General features: G+C 75.0%; 20 protein-coding genes. 7 read left to right on the top strand and 13 right to left on the bottom strand.

The genetic code is table 11. The features are described from left to right. Positions 1–36: 36 nt before the first annotated feature. From ACLQ2W_RS29820 to ACLQ2W_RS29810, 3 genes are all read right to left on the bottom strand, one after another. Entirely contained in the window at positions 37–1,263 is a 1,227-nt protein-coding gene (locus ACLQ2W_RS29820) for a low temperature requirement protein A (protein ID WP_425790697.1), read from the bottom strand. 3 nt (positions 1,264–1,266) lie between these two features. After that, on the bottom strand, positions 1,267–1,842 hold the full coding sequence (locus ACLQ2W_RS29815) for an HhH-GPD-type base excision DNA repair protein (protein ID WP_107159164.1): 576 nt from the start codon (positions 1,840–1,842) through the stop codon (positions 1,267–1,269). A gap of 114 nt (positions 1,843–1,956) precedes the next feature. Beyond that, positions 1,957–3,177, bottom strand: a complete 1,221-nt coding sequence (locus ACLQ2W_RS29810) for a S8 family serine peptidase (RefSeq protein ID WP_425790695.1) — start codon at positions 3,175–3,177, stop codon at positions 1,957–1,959. A 182-nt stretch (positions 3,178–3,359) separates the two neighbouring features. On the opposite strand from ACLQ2W_RS29810, the gene ACLQ2W_RS29805 reads away from it, so the two are divergent. Together ACLQ2W_RS29805 and dtd are read left to right on the top strand one after the other, a co-directional pair. Continuing rightward, positions 3,360–4,844: a DUF7059 domain-containing protein gene (locus ACLQ2W_RS29805; protein WP_425790693.1), complete on the top strand. Its 1,485-nt coding sequence runs from the start codon at positions 3,360–3,362 to the stop codon at positions 4,842–4,844. Then, positions 4,844–5,266, top strand: a complete 423-nt coding sequence (gene dtd, locus ACLQ2W_RS29800) for a D-aminoacyl-tRNA deacylase (protein WP_425790691.1) — start codon at positions 4,844–4,846, stop codon at positions 5,264–5,266. The genes ACLQ2W_RS29805 and dtd overlap by 1 nt, the downstream gene beginning before the upstream one ends. Positions 5,267–5,282: 16 nt before the next feature. On the opposite strand, the gene ACLQ2W_RS29795 is transcribed toward dtd, so the two are convergent. Continuing rightward, a complete protein-coding gene (locus tag ACLQ2W_RS29795) occupies positions 5,283–6,071 on the bottom strand; it encodes a sporulation protein (protein WP_405093001.1) in 789 nt (262 codons plus the stop codon). Positions 6,072–6,294: 223 nt separating this feature from the next. Between ACLQ2W_RS29795 and sigB the strand changes: the two genes are divergently transcribed. Next, positions 6,295–7,281 (top strand): RNA polymerase sigma factor SigB, encoded by a 987-nt coding sequence (gene sigB / locus ACLQ2W_RS29790; RefSeq protein ID WP_281935362.1) that lies wholly within the window; start codon positions 6,295–6,297, stop codon positions 7,279–7,281. A 111-nt stretch (positions 7,282–7,392) separates the two neighbouring features. Here sigB and ACLQ2W_RS29785 read toward each other — a convergent pair whose 3' ends face one another. From ACLQ2W_RS29785 to ACLQ2W_RS29775, 3 genes are read right to left on the bottom strand one after another with little or no spacing between them, the layout of a single operon-like run. After that, positions 7,393–9,948 (bottom strand): GNAT family N-acetyltransferase, encoded by a 2,556-nt coding sequence (locus ACLQ2W_RS29785; protein ID WP_425790688.1) that lies wholly within the window; start codon positions 9,946–9,948, stop codon positions 7,393–7,395. A gap of 23 nt (positions 9,949–9,971) precedes the next feature. After that, positions 9,972–11,153, bottom strand: coding sequence for an acetoin utilization protein AcuC (locus ACLQ2W_RS29780; RefSeq protein WP_425790686.1), 1,182 nt, complete (start codon positions 11,151–11,153; stop codon positions 9,972–9,974). A 47-nt stretch (positions 11,154–11,200) separates the two neighbouring features. Beyond that, positions 11,201–12,058, bottom strand: coding sequence for a sulfurtransferase (locus ACLQ2W_RS29775; protein ID WP_425790684.1), 858 nt, complete (start codon positions 12,056–12,058; stop codon positions 11,201–11,203). 132 nt (positions 12,059–12,190) lie between these two features. On the opposite strand from ACLQ2W_RS29775, the gene ACLQ2W_RS29770 reads away from it, so the two are divergent. Beyond that, positions 12,191–12,889, top strand: a complete 699-nt coding sequence (locus ACLQ2W_RS29770) for a metal-dependent transcriptional regulator (protein ID WP_107159149.1) — start codon at positions 12,191–12,193, stop codon at positions 12,887–12,889. Between the two features lie 94 nt (positions 12,890–12,983). Here the strand turns inward: ACLQ2W_RS29770 and ACLQ2W_RS29765 are convergent, their stop codons facing one another. The 3 genes from ACLQ2W_RS29765 to ACLQ2W_RS29755 form a co-directional block, all read right to left on the bottom strand. After that, entirely contained in the window at positions 12,984–13,535 is a 552-nt protein-coding gene (locus tag ACLQ2W_RS29765; RefSeq protein WP_425790682.1) for a hypothetical protein, read from the bottom strand. Positions 13,536–13,621: 86 nt separating this feature from the next. Continuing rightward, positions 13,622–13,855, bottom strand: coding sequence for a DUF5522 domain-containing protein (locus tag ACLQ2W_RS29760; RefSeq protein WP_425790680.1), 234 nt, complete (start codon positions 13,853–13,855; stop codon positions 13,622–13,624). Positions 13,856–13,923: 68 nt separating this feature from the next. Next, a complete protein-coding gene (locus ACLQ2W_RS29755; protein WP_425790678.1) occupies positions 13,924–14,901 on the bottom strand; it encodes an asparaginase in 978 nt (325 codons plus the stop codon). A gap of 106 nt (positions 14,902–15,007) precedes the next feature. Between ACLQ2W_RS29755 and ACLQ2W_RS29750 the strand changes: the two genes are divergently transcribed. After that, on the top strand, positions 15,008–15,592 hold the full coding sequence (locus tag ACLQ2W_RS29750; RefSeq protein WP_425790676.1) for an RNA polymerase sigma factor: 585 nt from the start codon (positions 15,008–15,010) through the stop codon (positions 15,590–15,592). Next, entirely contained in the window at positions 15,589–16,557 is a 969-nt protein-coding gene (locus tag ACLQ2W_RS29745) for a hypothetical protein (RefSeq protein WP_425790674.1), read from the top strand. Before ACLQ2W_RS29750 ends, ACLQ2W_RS29745 begins: the two co-directional genes overlap by 4 nt. A 9-nt stretch (positions 16,558–16,566) precedes the next feature. Here ACLQ2W_RS29745 and ACLQ2W_RS29740 read toward each other — a convergent pair whose 3' ends face one another. Next, complete coding sequence (locus ACLQ2W_RS29740) at positions 16,567–17,208, bottom strand: class I SAM-dependent DNA methyltransferase (RefSeq protein ID WP_425790672.1); 642 nt, start codon at positions 17,206–17,208, stop codon at positions 16,567–16,569. A gap of 232 nt (positions 17,209–17,440) precedes the next feature. Between ACLQ2W_RS29740 and ACLQ2W_RS29735 the strand changes: the two genes are divergently transcribed. After that, entirely contained in the window at positions 17,441–17,974 is a 534-nt protein-coding gene (locus tag ACLQ2W_RS29735) for a hypothetical protein (RefSeq protein WP_425790670.1), read from the top strand. A 13-nt stretch (positions 17,975–17,987) separates the two neighbouring features. Here ACLQ2W_RS29735 and ACLQ2W_RS29730 read toward each other — a convergent pair whose 3' ends face one another. Further along, positions 17,988–18,740, bottom strand: coding sequence for a nucleotidyltransferase domain-containing protein (locus tag ACLQ2W_RS29730; RefSeq protein ID WP_425790668.1), 753 nt, complete (start codon positions 18,738–18,740; stop codon positions 17,988–17,990). Next, the gene (locus tag ACLQ2W_RS29725; RefSeq protein WP_425790666.1) at positions 18,737–19,684 is read right to left on the bottom strand and encodes a DUF2332 domain-containing protein; all 948 of its coding nucleotides are present in this window, start codon (positions 19,682–19,684) and stop codon (positions 18,737–18,739) included. Before ACLQ2W_RS29725 ends, ACLQ2W_RS29730 begins: the two co-directional genes overlap by 4 nt. Positions 19,685–19,702 lie beyond the last annotated feature (18 nt).

Genomic DNA, 19,702 nt, shown 5'->3' with positions numbered 1-19,702 from the left:
ACCTCGGTTCGCGACCGCGGGGCTCGCGGGCCCGGTTCACGCCTCGGGGCCGGCCTTGCCGAGCGCCTCCCGCCCGACCGGCGATGCCGACGACTCCGGCGGCCCACCCCGGGCGTGCCACACGTCGGCGAGCGCGACAAGCGCCAGCATGCCGGCCACCACGGCGAGCGCCAGCAGGACCGGGCCGGCCGTCAGCACCGGCGCGAGCAGCAGCAGGCCCGCCAGCCCGACCAGCCGGGAGCGGGACACCCGGCCGAAGATCTCGTACTCGAAGCGGGACCGGGCGGCCAGGAACAGCGCCGGGCCGCCCACCACGAAGACCAGCCAGCGGGCATCCGCCGCGTCGTACGGGTGGGCGATGACCAGTTCGTAGCCGACCGCCGAGACGAGCACCCCGAGCACCATGAACAGGTGGGTCTGGGCGGCCGACTCAGCCAGCCGCCCGGGCGTGCCGGCCAGCCGCAACGCCTCCGCGAGCAGGTGCCCGGCCCGGTGGAAGTAGATCCGCCAGAGCAACGCGGTGACCAGGAACGCCAGCGCGAACGCGGCGGCCGACCGCCCGGAGAACTGCTCCCCGCTGTAGGACACCCCGATCACCAGGATCGACTCGCCGAGCGCGATGAGGAAGATCTGCTGGTAGCGCTCGGCCAGGTGCTCCCCGGCGACCAGCCAGCTCCGGATGCGGGACGAACCGAGCCGGGGCAGCGGCCATCCCAGGAACGTGCCCAGGTAGTCCACCGCCAGCGCGACCGCCCACAGCGGCAGGCGCAGGTCGGGCACCAGCGCGCCGGCCAGCCAGAGCGGGGTGGTCGCCACGGCCCACCCGACCAGCCGCACCGGCACCATTCGCCGCGGATGCCCGCGCAGCGCCACCAACAGCACCAGCGGACGCGCGACCATCATCACCACGTACGCGAGCGCGAACGTCATCGCCCGCTCCTCCAGCGCGCGGGGGAGCGTCACCCCGAGCACCAGACTGCCGAACATCACACCGACCACGACCGCCTGGATGACCACCCGCTCCGGCTCGTAGCGGCTGGTCACCCAGGTGGTGATGGTCCAGACGTGCCAGAGCACCAGAAAGAGCAGCAGCGTCCGGCCGACGCCGGCCGCCAGGTGCCCGCCGTCGACGTCGGCCACCAGCCGCTGCGACACCCGGGTCAGCGCGAACACGAACACCAGGTCGAAGAAGAGTTCCAGGAAGGTCGCCCGTCCAGGGCTGGACCTGGTGCGCAGCAGCCCCCCGCCCCGCTGCTCGCTCACGCGTCAGCCCTTCGCGGCCTTCGCCTCCGCCTTCATCCGCTGCTTGAACTCGCGCACCCGGCCCAGCGACTCCGGATCGGTCACGTCGGCAACCGACCGGTACGCCTCCGCCTCGCCGTAGGCGCCGGCCGCCTCGCGCCAGCCCGCCGGGGCGACCCCGAACCGCTTGCCGAGCAGCGCCACGAAGATCTGCGCCTTCTGCCGGCCGAAGCCGGGCAGCTCGCCGACCCGGCGCAGCAGCTCCGCGCCGTCGGCCGCCTCCGACCAGAGCCGCGCCGGGTCGCCGTCGTAGCGTTCGACGAGCGCCCGGCAGACCTCCTGCACCCGGGCCGCCATCGCCTTCGGGAACCGGTGCAGCGCCGGCGGCCGGGCGAACAGCGCCACCAGCGCGTCCGGGTCGTACCCGGCCAGCTCCCGGGCGTCCGGCTCGTGGCCGAGTCGCTGCGCCAGCACGTACGGCGAGGAGAACGCCTTCTCCATCGGCACCTGCTGGTCCAGCACCATCCCGAGCAGCAGGGCCAGCGGGTCGCGCCGCAGCAGTTCGTTGGCCTGCGGGTCGATGGGTAGGGAGAGCGTCATGCCCCCATCCTGCCGCTCCGGCCACTGCTCCCGCCGCCGACTCTCCGACACCCGGCACGACGCGGCCCGGTGGACTCCACTCGGGTCCACCGGGCCGCGGTCAGCCGACGGGTGTCAGTTGACGACGAAGAGCAGCCGGTTCGGCGAGCCCGTGCCCGGGCTGGTCACCTTGCCGGTGGTGGCGTTGCTGGTCAGGTAGCTGGCCACCTGCGCCGGGGTGTAGGACGGGTTCGCCGACAGCACCAGCGCCGCGGCGCCCGCCACGTGCGGCGACGCCATCGAGGTGCCGCTGATGGTGTTGGTCGCGCTGTCGCTGCTGTTCCACGACGACGTGATCGACGAGCCCGGCGCGAAGATGTCCACGCAGGTGCCGTAGTTGGAGAAGGACGACCGCGCGTCGCTGCTGGTGGTGGAGCCCACCGTGATCGCCGAGGCGACCCGGGCCGGCGAGGAGTTGCAGGCGTTGGCGTTGGAGTTGCCGGCCGCGAGCGCGTACGTGATGCCGGAGCTGATCGAGTTGGCCACCGCGTTGTCCAGCGTGGTGCTGACGCCGCCGCCGAGGCTCATGTTCGCCACCGCCGGCTTGACCGCGTTCGAGGTGACCCAGTTGACGCCGTTGACCACGCCGGCGGTGCTGCCGCTGCCGGAGCAGTTGAGCACCTTGACCGCGATCAGGCGGACGCCCTTGGCCACGCCGTAGGTGCTGCCGCCGACCGTGCCGGCGACGTGCGTACCGTGGCCGTTGCAGTCGGTGTTGTTGCTGTCCACCGTGTTGGTGCCCCAGGTGGCCCGGCCGCCGAACTGGCTGTGCGTGGTCCGGATGCCGGTGTCGATGATGTACGCGCGCACGTTGGTGGCGGTGTTCGGGTAGGTGTAGGTGCTGTTGAGCGGCAGGCTGCGCTGGTCGATCCGGTCCAGCCCCCAGGTGGCGCCGGTCTGGGTGCCCTGGACGGTCACCCGCCGGTCCTGCTCGACGTACGCGACGGCCGGGTCGGCGGCCAGCCGGCGCGCCTGTCCGATGCTCATCTTCGCGTTGTAGCCGGTGAGCGCGGCGCTCCACACCGTGGCGACACTGCCGCCGTAGCGCTTCGCCAGGCCGGCGGCCCGCTCCGGCACGGCGGTACGCGCGGTGCGGCTGTTCGCGGCGCCGACCGCGTCGCCCTTGAGCACGACCAGGTAGCTGCCGCTGACGGCGTCGGCGGCGCCGGCGAACCGGACCTGACCGGTCGGCGCGGCGAGGGCCGGGGTGGAGGCGGCGGCGGTGAGGGCCGCGGCGGCGGCCGTGACGGCGAGCGCGTGCAGCACGCGACGCCGGGGAACGGACACGTCGGGCATCGTCTGGCTCCCTACCGGGCGGGCCGGTTCGTGGCCGGCGGGCCGCCCATCGACGGATGTTGACGGGAATGCTAACCACACATCGATGCTCATGAAAGAGATAGTTGCCGGGTAATACCGTCTGCCGGCCGGATCCGGCGGGTGCGCGTCGCGCCGGGCGGCGGTCGGGGCAGGATGGCCACGTGGACCGTCACGACATGCTGCTCTCCCCCGCCGGGGTCGACGCGCTGCGCACCGCACTGACGCTTGCCGACTTCACCGCCAACGGCATCGCCGGGCGGCTCGGCTCGCAGGCCACCGGCGGTGTCGCCCGCAACGACTACCGGGCCGCGCTGCGCGCCACCGAGGACCGCGACCGGCTGGGCACGCTGATCCGGGTGTTCATCTGCGACCGCACCGAGCCGGAGCCGGTGGTGGCCGCCGCGTTGGCGCCGCTGACCGTGGACGAGGCGCTCGCCGGCGGCATCGTCGAGCGGCACGGCGACGGCCTGCGCGCCGGCGTCGACCTGGAGCCGTACGCCGACGACTGGTGGGTGCTCGCCGACGTGCCGGCCAGCGCCCGACCCGGCCGGCCGCTGCACGCCGAGCACGTGCTGGGCATCGGCGGGGCCACCCAGACCCTGATCGGCGCCGCCGTACGCCGCCCGGTGGAGACCGCGCTGGACCTCGGCACCGGCTCCGGCGTGCAGGCGCTGCACCTGGGCACCCACGCCCGCCGGGTCACCGCCACCGATGTCTCGGAGCGGGCGCTTCGCTTCGCCGCCACCACCGCCGCGCTCAACGGGCAGGACTGGGAGCTGCTCCGCGGCGACCTGGTCGCCCCGGTCGCCGGGCGCCGCTTCGACCTGGTGGTCAGCAACCCGCCGTTCGTGGTCGGCCCGGGCACCACCACCCACGTCTACCGCGACTCCGGGCGGGTCGGCGACGCGATCGGCGCCGAGCTGGCCGCCGCCGCGCCGCACCTGCTCACCGACGGCGGCACCATGCAGTACCTGGCGAACTGGGTGCACGTCACCGGCGAGGACTGGGCCGACCGGGTCACCGGCTGGTTCGCCGGCACCGGGCTGGACGCCTGGGTCATCCAGCGCGAGGTGGCCGACCCGATGGCGTACGTGAACCTCTGGCTCACCGACGTCGGGGAGAGCGCCGACCCGCAGCGGATGGAAGCCTGGCTGGACTGGTTCGACGCGCACAAGGTGGAGGCGATCGGCTTCGGCCTCGTGTCGCTGCGCCGGGCCGGCCACGAGCAGCCGATCGTCCGGGTCGAGGATCTGCGCCAGCGGGTCGAACCACCGCTCGGCGACCGGATCGCCGAATGGTTCGACAGGCAGGACTGGCTGCGGGCCCGGGACACCGACGGGCTGCTGGCCGCCCGCTACCGCGCCGCCGACGGGCTCCAGCTCCGCCAGGAGGCCACCATGGGCGACGACGGCTGGGCGGTGGACCGGCAGGTCCTCGCCGCGCCGCGCGGCCTGCGCTGGTCCGAGGAGATCGACCCGCTGGTGCTCGCCCTGGTCGGCGGCGCGGACGGCCGGCTGCCGCTGCGCGACCAGCTCGCCCTGCTCGCCGCCGCGCACGACGTGGCCCCGGACGAGCTGGCCGAGGCGGCCGGCCCGATCGTGGCGCACCTGGTCGAGCGCGGTCTCGTCGAGCCGGTGACGGACTGATGCGGGCGCTGGTGCAGACCGTCGCCCGGGCCTCCGTCACGGTCGACGGCGCGGTGGTCGGCGAGATCACCGACGGGCTGCTGGTGCTGGTCGGCGTCACCCACGCCGACACCCGGCAGGTGGCCGCCGCCATGGCCCGCAAGGTGCACGAGCTGCGCATCCTGGACGACGAGCGCAGCGCCGCGGACACCGGGGCGCCGCTGCTCGTGGTCAGTCAGTTCACGCTCTACGGCGACGCCCGCAAGGGCCGACGGCCGAGCTGGACCGCCGCTGCCCCGGCGGACGTCGCCGAGCCGCTCGTCGACGCCGTGGTCGAGGAGCTGCGCGCCCGCGGCGCGACGGTGGCGACCGGTCGGTTCCGCACCCACATGCTGGTGGAGAGCGTCAACGTCGGCCCCCGCTCGCTCCTGCTGGACCTGTGAGCGCCCGCGTCGCCGCCTAGAAGAACAGGCCCCGCCGGGACAACGACTGGCGCAGCCAGCCGTCGAGCTGGGCGGCCCAGTCGGTGCGGTCCGCCGTGGCGTGGTCGACGGTGAACCGGCCGAACGCGTCCCGACCCTCGGTGAACAGGCCGCCCCGCTTGTCCATCTCCAGCACCACCTGCACCTGCTGCGGGTCGGTGACGAAGGTGACCTCGAGCTGGTTCATCGCGCCGGCGTACTGCGGCGCCGGATAGAACTCGATCTCCTGGTAGAACGGCAACTGCTGGCGTACGCCGTAGATGTGGCCCCGCTCGACGTCGGCGCGGGCGAACCGGAAGCCCAACCGCAGCAGCGCCTCCAGCAGCCGCTCCTGGGCCGGCAGCGGGTGCACCGCGACCGCGTCCAGGTCACCGGAGTCCACCGCCCGGGCCACCTCCAGCTCGGTCCGCAGCCCCATGGTCATGCCGTGCAGGTGCTGGCCGTACAGGTCGGTCAGCGGCGTCTCCCAGGGCACCTGGAAGCGGAACGGCACGTCGTGGCGCTGCCCCGGCGCCAGCTGGAACGCGCCGGTGAGCTGGATCCGGCCGAACTCCTGGTTGGTGTTGTACTCCGAGTCGCCGCTCTCCACCTCCACCCGGGTGAGCAGGCCGAGCGAGATCCAGCTCACGTCCGCCGGGTGGTCGCCGCCGACCACCTGGACCCGGCCCTCCAGCTGACCGCCGGGACGGCAGTTCGGGTTGGCCAGCACCGTCTGCACCGACGGCCCGCCCACCCCCATCGCCTGCATGAGCCGCTTGAAGACCACCTGAGTTCTCCGATCGCCGGTTCGTCCCCGGCCCTGCCGGCCGGTTCGCTGGCACGGTAGCCGGACGGGACAAGCGACACCCCACGTTCCCCCCGGATTCGTGTCGGGTCCCCGATCGCCTCACTCCCGTCTCACGCCCCGGTTGCGAAGCTGTTTGTCACCGGCCCCCACCGCGCCGGCGGCACGGGCCGGTACGGCACGTAGGACACGGGGAGAGACAGAGATGACCCAGCAGATGATCGAGCACCAGGACATGGACGTCACCCTCACGGACCTGGACGCCACCGACGACCGCGGCGTCTCCACCGACCTGGTCCGGGCCTACCTGAACGGCATCGGCCGCACCAAGCTGCTCACCGCGGCGCAGGAGGTCGAGCTGAGCAGGCGGATCGAGGCCGGCCTCTTCGCCGAGGAGAAGCTCGCCACCTGCACGCCGGTCTCCGCCGACCTGCGCGCGGACCTGGCGCTGGTCGCGGCCGAGGGACGCGCCGCCAAGGACCACCTGCTGGAGGCGAACCTCCGCCTGGTGGTGAGCATCGCCAAGCGCTACACCGGGCGCGGGATGGCCTTCCTCGACCTGATCCAGGAGGGCAACCTCGGCCTCATCCGCGCGGTCGAGAAGTTCGACTACACCAAGGGCTTCAAGTTCTCCACGTACGCCACCTGGTGGATCCGCCAGGCCATCACCCGCGCCATGGCCGACCAGGCCCGCACCATCCGCATCCCGGTGCACATGGTCGAGCAGGTCAACCGGATGGTCCGGGTACGCCGCGAGCTGTCCGTGACGCTGGGTCGCGAGCCCACCGTCGCCGAGGTCGCCACCGCGCTGGAGGTCCCCGAGTACCAGGTGATCGAGCTGATCTCGTTCGACCGGGAGCCGGTGAGCCTGGACCAGGCGGTCGGCGAGGACGGCGAGAGCGCGCTCGGCGACTTCGTCGCCGCCGTCGACCCGCGTACCGAGCCGGGCGACGCCGCCGCCAACGGCGAGCTGCGCAACGAGGTGCGGATCGTGCTGGCCACCCTCTCCCAGCGGGAGCAGGCCGTGATCCGGCTGCGCTTCGGCCTGGACGACGGCCGGCAGCGCACCCTGGACGAGGTGGGCCGTGAGTTCGGGCTGTCCCGGGAGCGGATCCGGCAGATCGAGAAGGTGACGCTGCTCAAGCTGCGCGACCCGGAGCGGGCGAACCGGCTCGAGGCGTACGCCTGCTGACCCGAGCACCAAGCCCCGACAGGCCCCGGCGGTTCGCCGGGGCCTGTCGCGCGTGATCCCCGGTGAGAAGGGGCCCCTTCTCCACCGGAGGCGTTAACCGGGGGCCCCGCCTTACAAGCGGCGGGGGCCGGTGTCGGGGCGCGGTGAATCCGGGCCGGTGCGGATGGTGGCGTGCAGCACCGAGATGCCGTCCGGACGGGCCAGCACCGGGTTGAGCCGCAGCGCACGCACCCGGGGCTGCTCGTCGGCCAGCCGCCCGACCCGCAGCAGCAGGTCGACGAGCGCCGCCCGGTCCACCGGGGCGGCCCCCCGGTGCCCGTGCAGCAGCGGCGCGGCGCGCGGCTCGTCGACCAACTCGGCGGCGTCCCGGTCGGTCAGCGGCACCGCCCGCCAGGCCCGGTCGCCGAGCAGCTCGGTCGCCACCCCGCCCAACCCGAACCCGACCACCGGGCCGAACGCCGGATCCTCCACCAGCTCCACCACGCACGCCACACCCGGCGGCACCATCGGCTGCACCAGCACCTCCGCGCCGAACCCCGAAGCCATCTCGGCGTACGCGCGGCGCACCGCCCCGGCGTCGGCCAGGTCGAGCCGGACCGCGCCCAGGTCCAGGCGGTGGCGCAGCCCCGGGGCGGCCGCCTTGAGCGCCACCGGCCAGCCGAGCCGCTCCCCCGCCGCCACCGCCGCCTCGGCCGAACCGGCCGGCACGGACGCCACCACGTCGATCCCGTACGCGGCGAGCAGCATCGCCGGATCCGCCCCGTCCGGGCCCCACGCCGCCTGCCCGGCCGCCCGGTCGACCCGGGCCAGCTCGGGCAGCACACCCGGCGGCCGACGCAGCCAGTCCGCGTACCGGGTGACCCGGGCCAGCGCCCGCACCGCCTCCTCCACGCTCGGGTACGTCGGCACCCCGGTCGGCGCCCGCCCGGCGAGGAACGTCGCCACCACCGGCTTGCCGGTGGCCCGCGCGTCCGGCAGCGCCGCCGCGAAATCCGCCTCCGGATCGGTGAGCTGACCGGGCAGCGGCGGCGCGAACACCGCCACCACGGCGTCCACCCGGTCGTCCGCCGCCGCGGCGGCGAGCGCGGCGGCGTACGCGGCCGCGCCGCCGGTCGGCCCGACGTCGTGCGGGTACCCGTCGACGACGGTCAGCCCCTGCCCGGCGCCGGCGGTCGCGGCCAACCCCGTCAACGCCGACGAGTTGCCGACCACGGCGACCCGCCGTCCGGCCGGCAGCGGCTGGTGGGCCAGCAGCACACCCACGTCGAGCAGCTCCGCGACCGTGTCCACCCGGAGCACGCCGGACTGCGCGAACAGCGCGCTCACCGCGGCGGCGTCCAGCGCCGGCGCCTCGCCCACCCCGGGCGACCGGGCCAGCGACGCCAGCGCCACCACCGGCTTGCTCCGGCCGATGTGCCGGGCCAACCGGGCGAACTTGCGCGGATTGCCGAACGTCTCCAGGTAGAGCGTGATCACGTCGGTGCCCGGGTCGTCCTGCCAGAACTGCAACAGGTCGTTGCCGGACACGTCGGCCCGGTTGCCGGCCGAGACGAAACTCGACACCCCGAGCCCGCGCCGGGACGCCTCGGCCAGCAACGCCACCCCGAACGCGCCGGACTGGCTGAACACGCCCACCCGCCCGGGCGCCGGCAGCGCCGGCGCGAGCGTGGCGTTCATGCGTACCGCCGGGTCGGTGTTGGCGACGCCGAGACAGTTCGGGCCGACCACCCGCATGCCGGCCAGGTGCGCGGCCCGGACCAGGGCCCGCTGCGCCGCCGCCCCGGCCGGGCCGGCCTCGGCGAACCCGGCCGAGATCACCACCAGCCCGTGCGCGCCCGCGTGGGCGGCGTCCCGCACCACGTCGTGCACCGCGTCCGGCGCGACCACCACCACGGCCAGGTCGACGTCGAGACCGGCGTCGGCCGCCGACCGGTACGCCGGCAGCCCGGCCACCGTCGCCGCGCTCGGGTGCACCGGGACGAGCGCGCCGGTGAACCCGCCGTCCCGCAGGTGCCCGAGCAGCGCCGCGCCGACGCCCTGGCCGGTGGTGCTGGCGCCGTAGACGGCGATGCCTCGTGGGGCGAGCAGCCGGGCGATGGACCGCGCCTCGGTGCGGTGCTCCCGGCCACGCTGCACCGCGAGCGTCGCCTCGGTCGCCGCGATCGGGAAACTCAGGTGCACCACGCCGTCGGCGTACTGGCGCTGCACCTGGTAACCGAAGTCGGCGAAGACCCGCAGCATCGTCCCGTTCGCCGGCAGCACCTCGGCGACGAAGTGCCCGATGCCGTGCCGGCCGGCCGCGTCCGCGAGGTGCTCCAGCAGCACCGAGCCGATGCCCCGCCCCTGGTAGGCGTCCTCCACCACGAACGCCACCTCGGCCTCCGGCGAGGCGGGACCGAGCCGCTCGTACCGGCCGACGGCCACGATCCGCTCGCCGGCCAGCACCACGAACGCCTCCCGGTCGCGGTGGTCCACCGTGACGAAGCGCTTCAGGTCCCGCTCCGGGATGCGCGGATACGGCGAGAAGTACCGCAGGTAGCGGGTGCGCTCGGAGAACCGGGCGTGCATCGCCACGATCGCCGCCGCGTCGTCCGGGCGGATCTGCCGGAGCTGGACGGTCGTGCCGTCGCTGAGCAGCACGTCCACCGGTTGTTCGACTGTGGTCACCGGTCGGTCCTCCCCACCGCCGCTCAGTCGCGCGGATCGTGCGGGTCGAGCCCGAGCAGCGGGAAGACGGCCTTGCGGGTGGCCGCGACCGCCCGGTCCACCGCGTTCGGCTCGCCGCTGGGCTGCCAGGGCTGGTACTCCGGATCGACGTCGTCGGTCATCCGCAGCGGGATGTCGTGCCCGGGCCGCCGGCGCGCGGCCAGTTCCCGCCAGCCCGGCGGGGTGAGCGTGGCCGGGTCCAGCGGCTCACCGGTGGCCACCGCGAGCAGGTGCGTCCAGGCCCGGGGCACCACCTCGACCAGCGCGTAACCGCCGCCGCCGGTGGCCACCCAGCGGCCCTCGCACAGCTCGTCGGCGAGCGCCCGCAACGCCCGGTAGGTGGCCCGCTGCCCGTCCACGGACAGGTGCAGGTCGGCCAGCGGGTCGCTGCGGTGCCCGTCCGCCCCGCACTGGGTGACGAGCACCTGCGGCCGGAACGCGCGCAGCACCGACGGCACCACCGCGTGGAACGCGCGCTGCCAGCCGGCGTCGCCGACCCCCGGCGGCAACGGCACGTTGACCGCGCTGCCCTCCGCGCCGGGCCCGCCGGTCTCGTCCGGGAAACCGGTGCCGGGGAAGAGCGCCAGCGGGGTCTCGTGCAGGCTGACCGTGAGCACCCGCGGGTCCCGGTAGAAGATCTCCTGCACCCCGTCGCCGTGGTGCACGTCCACGTCGACGTACGCGATCCGCTCCGCGCCCAGGTCGAGCAGGCGGGCGATGGCCACCGCCGGATCGTTGTAGACGCAGAAGCCGGCCGCCCGGGCCGGCATGGCGTGGTGCAGGCCGCCGGCCACGTTCACCGCGCGCCGCGCCTCACCCCGCCAGACCGCCTCGGCGGCGGCCACGGTGGCGCCGGCGATCAGCGCGCTCGACTCGTGCATCCCGTCGAAGACCGGATTGTCCGAGGTGCCGAGCCCGAAGCCGGCGAAGAGCGGGTCACCCGGCGCGGCCCGGACCGCGTCCAGATAGGCCGGATCGTGCACCCGGGTGAGCAGCGCGTCGTCGGCCGGCTCCGGCCTGACCAGGCGCACGCCCGGTCGGTCGAGCACGCCCAGCTCGCGGGCGAGCGCCATGGTCAGCTCGACGCGGACCGGGTCGAGGGGGTGGTCCCCCATGTCGTAGGCGAGGAGGGCGGAGTCCCACACCACCACCGTGTCGTCGGGCATGCGGCCATCGTCGCACGTGCGCGCGGACGCGCCCACCAACTGCGCACTCACCGACCCGCGGCGCCACCGGTCGCCACCGGACGGTCCGGGTCGGCCACCCAGCCGCTCCACGAGCCCACGTACAGCGCCGCGTCCGGCCGGCCGGCCAGGTGCAGCGCCAGCACCGTCTGCGCGGCGGTCACCCCGGAGCCGCAGTACGCCCCGACCGGCGCGTCCCCGCGCACCCCCGCCTCGGCGAACCGCGCGCGCAGCGCCTCCGCGGCCGGGAACCGGCCCTGGGTCACGTACTCCGGGGCGGGCAGGTTCACCGCGCCCGGCACGTGCCCGGCGACCGGGTCCACCGGCTCGTTCTCGCCCCGGTAGCGCGGCGCGGCCCGCACGTCGAGCAGCACCGCGTCCTCGGCGGCGGCGAGCCGGGCGGCCTGCCCGGCGTCGAGCACCGGCAACGCGCCCGGGGTGACGGTCACGTCGCCGGGCATGGGCTCGGGCGTCGCGGTGTCCACCGGCAGGCCGGCGGCGGCCCAGGCCGGGAAGCCGCCGTGCAGCACCCGCACCGGCCGGTGCCCCGCCCAGCGCAGCGTCCACCAGGCCCGGGCGGCGGACATCCCGTCGCCGCCGTCGTACACCACCACGGGGTGACCGGCGCGGACGCCGGCTGCCCGCAGCACGGCCTGCAACGCGGCGGGGTCGGGCAGCGGGTGCCGCCCGGCGGCGCCCGGACGCCCGCACAGCTCGGTGTCCAGGTCGACGAAGACGGCGCCGGGCAGGTGGCCGGCGGCGTGGTCGTCGCGGCCGGGCGGGCCGGTCAGCCGCCAGCGGACGTCGAGCAGGACGGGCGGGTCGGCGCGGTCGAGTTCGGCGGCGAGCCGGTCCGGCTCGACCAACAACTCTGCGGTTCCGGACATGCGGCCCAGTCAACACCATCCGGCGCCGATGCGGCCCGGACCGCTCGGCCCGGGCCGGGGCCGGTCGTGGTGTTGGCAGCTCAAGGGCGGCTCGTGAGACACTGGAGATTCCGGTTCGTTCCTCGCTTACGGGTGATAAAGATAAACGCTCACTCACTGGTCGATACGACCGAAATGTACCTGCGCACCATCCTCGAGCTGGAGGAAGAAGGTGTGCCGCCGCTGCGCGCCCGCATCGCCGAGCGGCTGCGGCAGAGCGGCCCGACCGTCAGCCAGACCGTCGCCCGGATGGAGCGCGACGGCCTGCTCACCGTCGAGGGCGACCGGCACCTGGCCCTCACCGCGCTGGGCCGCGGCACCGCGGTCTCGGTGATGCGCAAGCACCGGCTGGCCGAGCTGCTGCTGGTCAACGTGATCGGGATGCCCTACGAGGAGGCCCACGAGGAGGCCTGCCGGTGGGAGCACGTGATGAGCGACGCGGTGGAGAAGCGGGTCTACGACCTGCTCAACCGCCCGACCCGGTCGCCGTACGGCAACCCGATCCCGGGGCTGGAGGAGCTGGGCGACCCCGGCCAGCCGCCGGCCGAGACCGTCGAGAGCGAGCGGAACCTGGCCTTCCCGGGCCTGTCCGGCTCGGTGGTGGTGCGGCGGATCTGCGAGAGCGTGCAGACCGACGCGGACGTGCTCCGGCAGTTGCACGCGGCGGGCGTCGACCCGGGCGCGACCGTCACCGTGGCGCAGGAGCGCGACGGTGTCTCCATCGACCGTTCCGGCGACCGGGTGCGGCTGCCCCGCGAGGTGGCCTCCCGCGTCTTCGTCGCGGCCCGCTGACCGGCCGGACCACGGCCCGCTGAGCTGACCGGCCGGACCACGGCCCGCTGAGCTGACCGGCCGGACCACGGCCCGCTGACCGGCCCGGCGGGGCTCACAACTGCCGGGTGTCGATCACCTTGGCCAGCGCGACCAGCTTTCCGGTCGCCTGCGCCACCTCCGCCGCGGCGGTCCCCTCGGGGCTGGTCCAGCGCAGGCTGGCGAGCCGGTCCTCGGTGGCCAGCCAGCCCACCTCGGCGGCCGGGCCGCTGTGCGCGGTCCTCGGCAGCGTCCGCCAGTAAGCGATCTTGCCGAGCTTGGTGACCTTCGTCGCCCCGCGGGGCTGCACGTCGGCGGTGAACGTCGCCGCGTCGATCGACGTGTCCGTCACCGCGAGCGTCAACTCGGGCAGCACCGCGCCCTGGGCACGGACCACGCAGGTGTGCGTGTCGCCCTGGTCGGTGGCGGCGGCCACGTCGAACGTGCCGCCGGTGTGCTCGGCGATCACCCCGAAGTCGAGCAGCCGGCACGCCCCGCCGGAGGAGGCGGCGGCGACCTCGGCCGCCGGTGGCGGGGGCGCCGGCACGGCCACCGGGGACCTGTCGTCGGCGCAGCCGGCGGCGAGCAGGACGGCCGAGGCGGCCAGCCAGGTACTACGGGCGCGCACGGGAAGACCTCCGCGGTCGGCGGCGGGGCCGGCCCGCCGGAGTTCCGTCGGACACCGTACGGCGCGGACGACAGGGACGGAAGGCCCTAATCGGCCACGTACGGGCAGTGCCGGCATCCTCGCCCGCAGCACGTGCCCCGGCGGGCCAGGAAGCCGGCGCTGAGCACGAAGAGGCCGGTCTCCGGATCCGGGTAGCCGGCCTCCCCGGCGGCCAGCGCGGCGGCGTGCGCCGCCAGGATCCGCGCCCGCCCCGGATGCGCGAGCGGCAGCCGCGACGGGTGCGGCTCGGTCAACGGACGGTCCGCCAGCTCGTCACTCACCGCTGGAGTGTAAGGAGGGGCCCCCGGTTAACGTTTTCCGCATAGGCGGGGCCCCCGCTTAACACCCCTCAGCCGTGAAGCGCGAACGCCTCGGCGACGGCGCCGGAGTCCGCGCCGGCGGCGAGCAGCAGCCGCAGCAGCACCTTCGCCTTGTACGGGTGGAGCAGCCCGCCGTCGACCAGCCCGCGCCGCCGCAGGTCCCGCTCCGAGCCGACCGCGCCGTAGGTGTCCCGCAGCACCGACCCGGCCCCGGCGCGCGAGGTCAGCACCACCGGCATCCGTCCGGCCAGCGCGCCCAGCGCCGGGGCGAACGCCGGCGGCACGTGCCCCACCCCGAACCCGGCCACCACCAGCCCGTCCCGACCGGCGGCGAGCGCGTCGAGCAGCGCCACGTCGTCGTCCAACGTGACCGTGTGCAGCGCCACCCGGATCGCGGCCAGCCGGTCGCGGCCCACCGCCGGCAGCGGCGCGTGCCGGGGCGGCCGGGTGAGCACGCGTACCCGCCCCTCGATCACGTGCCCGAGCGGCCCGGCGTCCGGCGAGGCGAACGTGGCCGTACCGGTGCTGTGGGTCTTGCGGACGAACCGCGCGGCGTGGATCTCGTCGTTCATCGCGACCAGCACGCCGAGGTCCCGCGCGGCCGGCGCTGCGGCGACCCGGACCGCCGCGAGCAGGTTCGCCGGCCCGTCCGGGCCGGCCAGCGTCGGGTTGCGCATCGCGCCGGTGAACACCAGCGGCGCGGCGCGCGACCAGACCAGATCGGCCAGGAACGCGGTCTCCTCCAGCGTGTCGGTGCCCTGGGTGACCACCACGCCGGTCGCCCCGCCGTCGACCGCCGCAGCCGCCGCGTCCACCAGGTCGAGGATCTGCCGGTACGCGAGCGCGGCGCTGGGCACCGCCTCGACGTCGCGCACGTCGAGCGGGATGTCGGCGAGCCCGGGTACGGCGGCGGTGAGGTCGGCGCCGGTGAGCCGGGTGACCACTCCCCCGGCGCCGGCGCCGGCCATCGCGATGGTCCCGCCGAGGGTGAACAGGGTGATGCTCACGCTGGCGCCTCCCGCCTCGTAGGCCGTCCTGGAGGGACACTACGGCCGGCGCGCGGTGCGCCGTGAACCGGATCGCGGCGATCGGGCATGAACGGATGTGACAAGCATGCATCGGGCCCAGGCCCACGAACGGGGACAGCCTACGGCCCGGCCGCCTGACGACGACCTGATCCGCGATTCCGTCACCACGCCGGACCGGTTCGCGCCGCTGTTCGACCGGCACGCCGTCGCCGTACACCGTTATCTCGCCCGCCGGATCGGTCCGCCGGCCGACGACCTGCTGGCCGAGACGTTCCTGGTGGCGTTCCGGCAGCGGGCCGGCTACCGGCCGGACGTCGGGGTGCGGCCGTGGCTGTTCGGGATCGCCACCAACCTGCTGCGAAGGCATGTGCGCTCGGAGGAGCGCCGCTACCGGGCGCTGGCCCGGTTCGCCGCCGATGAGCCGGCGCCACCGGGGGTCGAGGACGCGATCGACCGGCTGGACGCCCAGGCCCTGCGGCGTGACCTGGCCTCGGCGCTCGCCTCGCTGCACCGGCGGGACCGGGACGTCCTGCTGCTCACCGCCTGGGCGGACCTGTCGTACGAGCAGATCGCGGCCGTGCTCGACGTTCCGGTGGGCACCGTCCGGTCCCGCCTGCACCGGGCTCGCCGGCTGACCCGTCTCGCGCTCACCGTGGAGGAGCCGACATGAACGAGATCACGCTGCTGCGGACGCACGGGCCGGACGCCCCGGCGCCGTCCCCGGAAACGCTGAGCCAGGCACGTAACCGCCTCGTCAACGAGTTCACGGCCGCTCCGGCACGGCCGGCCGTCCTGCCGCTGCGACGACGTACCCTCCTGGTGGCGGCCGCCGCGGCGACGGTAGCGAGCGCGGCGGGCGTCGGTCTCACGGCGGGCCCGATCGGCCGCCCGGCCGACCGCACGGCGGAGCCGATCACGCTGGTGGCGGTGACCGTGCCCGAGTTCCCGCTGACGCTGCGGTCGCGGCCGGCGGCGCTGGGGCCACCCGTCTACAGCTACGCCCCCGGTCAGTTCCTCGCCGTCTACCTCTCCCGCAGCGCCGCCGACGACGTCTACCTCTTCGTGTGGGCCAGCCGGCCGGCTCGACTGGCGAAGACGTGGCGTACGGTCACCATCGCCGGCCGGCCGGCCGAACTCTTCGAGGAACCGGATCCCGCTGAACCGCGCCGACTCGATGTCGTGTGGGAACGGAAGCCGGGTCAGTGGGTGTCGCTGACCGGCAACGGCCGGTTCGCCGAGGACGACGCGCTGTTGCGGCTGGCCCGGGACCTCGTCGACGAACCGCAGCCGGTGCCCCTGCGGGTGCGGCTCGCGCCCCGCGGATGGCAGATCGCCGCGTTCAAGGACGACACCATTCTCACGCTGCGCGGCGCGTCTCCCGACGACACGCTCACCGTCCAGGTGGTGGCCGGCCGCGACCCGGACCTGATGCACACCGTGATGGGGGCGGTGGAGGAGCGACCGGTAACGATCGGTGGGCGCGATGCTCGGTTGGTTCGCACCGAGGAGATGTGGTTCCTGCAGACCGAGGTGGCGGGCGGCGCGGTGGTCGACCTGCAGGCGCCGTTGCGGCTCACCGTGGAGCAGGTGATCGCGATCGCCGAGCAGGTGTCGGTGACGCCACGGAAACGCTGACGGACCGGGTCAGGCCGCCGGGCGCTGGGCGAGCAGGAACGCCTGCGGTTGGCGCTCGGCGCCGACCGGTTCGCGGACCACCGTGGCCCGCGCGGCCAGCCCGGCCGCGGCGAGCTGCTCGGCCAGTCGCTCCGGCGGCAGCCAGTGCACGTCGAACCCGACGGCGTGGCCGTACGCCTGCTCCCGGCGGTCGAGCCGGTCGCCGACCTTGACGGCGAGCAGCAGGTGACCGTCGGGAGCGAGCACCCGGTGGAAGCCGGCGAGCACCTCGGGCAGCAGCACCGGCGGGAGGTGGATGATCGAGTACCAGGCGACCAGGCCGGCCAGGGACGCGTCCGGCGCGGTCAGCGCCGTCATCGAGCCGACCTCGAAGCAGAGCCCCGGGTGGTTCCGGCGGGCCACCGCCACCATGCCGGGCGACAGGTCGACGCCGGCCACGTCGAGGCCGAGACGGCGCAGGTGGGCGGTGACCCGGCCGGTGCCGCATCCGACCTCCAGCACCGGTCGACCCGGCCCCACCGTCTCGGCGAACGCGGTCAGCACGGCCCGGTCCAGCGGCGGCTCCACCACGTCCGGCAGCAGCCGCGCGTAGTCCTCGGCGACGGTGTCGTAGGCGTCCCGGGTCTCGCTGAGCCAACGCGGTTCGACCACCCCGCGACCCTACCGGCCCCGCTCCGCCCCACCCCATCCCATCCCTCCACCCCCACGCTCACTTTCTCGGAAAGCGTGGCCATTCGGGCCCGGATGACCACGCTTTCCGCGAAACAGGGCGGACGGGTGGGTGGGTGGGTGGGTGGGTGGTCGGGATGTGGGCGGGTGTGGACCGCGCGATTCGGGGTGGCGTGGCGCTGTTACCGTCGCCGCGACCGTCCAAGGAGGACAGATGACGAGATCGGCCGCGGCGATCGTGGTTACCGGCGCACTGCTGGCCGTCGCCGGCTGCGGCACCGACGAGACGGCGACGCCTGACGAACTGCGCGACCCCTGCGCGCTGCTCCCGGCCGACCTGCTGAGCCGGCTCGCGCCGGGCGCGTCACCCAGCGCCTCGGCGAACCTCGGTGACCGCAGCGGCTCCCGGGAGTGCGCGGTCGACCTGACCAGTGGCACCGCCATGCGCGGCGACCTGGCCGTCACCGTGGCCGTCGACGCCGAGGGCATGTACGACGACCGGTGGCGGCGGGACCGGTGCGCCCGGATCGGGAGCGACCTGACCGGCGACGGGCCGGGCGACAACTCCTGCGTGGCGGTGCGCCCGTGGGACGGCGGGGAGACCCGGTTCGACGGCTGGGCCTGGCGGGGTGACAGGTACGAGGTGCGCGTCGCGTACCAGGTGGTCGAGCCGAAGACGCTGCCGGCCGGCGCGGAGGCCGACCTGCGCGGGGTGCTCGCCGCCGCGGTCGACTCGCTGCCGAGCTGAGCTGGGTCGGCGGTCAGCCGCCGCTCGGGTCGGCCGGCCGGTCCGGTTCGCGCCGGGCCGTGGCGACGGTCCGGCGAGCGTCCGACCAGGCGATGAGCGCGGTACGGAGCCGGGGTGAGGTGACCCGCTCGCCCCGGCGGCGGGCCCCCACCTGGTCGATCAGCCAGGACGGCGCGGCGACGGCGGCGATCGCCGTGCTCTTGCCGATCAGGTCGCCGTGCCGCAGCGCGTGCCGTCCCCGGGCCATCGAGGTGAGCCCGAGGTCGGCGAGGTCGGGGTCCAGCCACAACCACGGCCGGCGGGCCGCCCAGGCCCAGTAGCCGGTCAGTTCGGCGCGGGCCGCGGCGCGCACGTCGTCGTCGGTCATGGGTGGCAGCACCGCGTCCGGTGGCCGGCCGAGGAGGGCGTGGCCGTGCCGGACCAGCTCGGCCCGGGTGATGCCGGAGAGGATCCGCTGGACGAGTTGCCCGTGCGTCCAGGTGGGATGGCGTGCCCCGAGGTCGCGGACGGTGGCGGCCTCGACGTAGACGCAGCCCAGGTTCAACCCGGCGGCGGGGCCGGCGTCGAACCGGCGGTGCAGGGCGGCCAGTTCGTCCTGTCGGGTCGCGTCGACCGGTCCGTCCGCGACCGCGACCAGGTCCAGGTCGCTGACGCCGGGTCGGTAGTCACCGGTCGCGAGCGACCCGGCCACCAGCAGGTCGGAAACCCAGCCGAGCGCCGCCACCTCCCGCGTGAACGCGTCGACGGCGGCCGGGCGCGCGGTCACGGCCGGACCGGGCCGAACCAGGTGGCCGCCTGCCCGTGGCCCCGCGTCCAGGCCAGCGGTCGGCCGTCGAGCGCGAGCAGGTTGTGGAAGCCGCCGTCCGGCGGGTCGGGGACGCCCGCCCGCGGCAGCACGGTCAGGTCCTCGTTGGCGATCCAGTGCCCGGGCAGCGTCCGGACCAGCTCGGTGAAGGCCGTCCGGCGGGCCGGCGGCACCTGGTAGAGCACCGAACTGTGGAAGATCACCAGCGTCGCGCCGGCCGGGGCGCGAGCCGCCAGCGCCGGCAGGTCGTCGACCAGGTCACCGCGGACCAGCAGCGGTGGGTCGGCCTCGGCGACCGCCGCCGCCGCGCGCAGCCGTCGGCGCCGGTGCGTGTGCTCGGGCCAGATCAACGCGTCCAGCCAGGCCAGGTCCGACGGGTCGGTGACGTCGAGCGGGTTCATGTCGAGCCCGGCCCGCCACACCACCTCCGGCCGCCGGTCCGGCGGGGTGACGCCGGTGAGCGTGCAGTCGAGCACCGGCTCGCCGTCGCCGATCCGTCGGTCGCCGTAGCGGTAGGCGTACCGGTCCGGGTAGAGGCACAGGCCGGCGGAGGCGCCCACCTCCAGCAGCGCCAGCGGCTGCGGCAACGCGGCGAGCACCGGCAGCAGCACCGCGCAGCGGCCGGCCTCGTTGGTCTGCGTGGCCCGGACCCGCATCTGCGCCGCGATCTCCGGCCAGTGCGCCAGCACGTGCGCGCGGAACGCCGCCGGGTCGTCCACCGGGCCGCCGCGCAACCGGACCACACCGAAGAGCAGGTTCGGCTGGCGCTTCGCCGGCGGCAACGTGTCGAGCATCGCGAGCAGTTCCGGGTCGCGCGCCACGGCCCTCGACAACCGTTCGTACGCCGGGGACACGTCGCGCGCCTCGCGGTCGGCGAACATCCGGTAGGTGTCGGCGGTACTCATCCCCCGAGCATCGCAGTT

This window comes from Micromonospora sp. DT227, assembly GCF_049841835.1.
Taxonomy (GTDB): domain Bacteria; phylum Actinomycetota; class Actinomycetes; order Mycobacteriales; family Micromonosporaceae; genus Micromonospora.
This window is presented reverse-complemented; position numbering and strand designations above follow the sequence as displayed.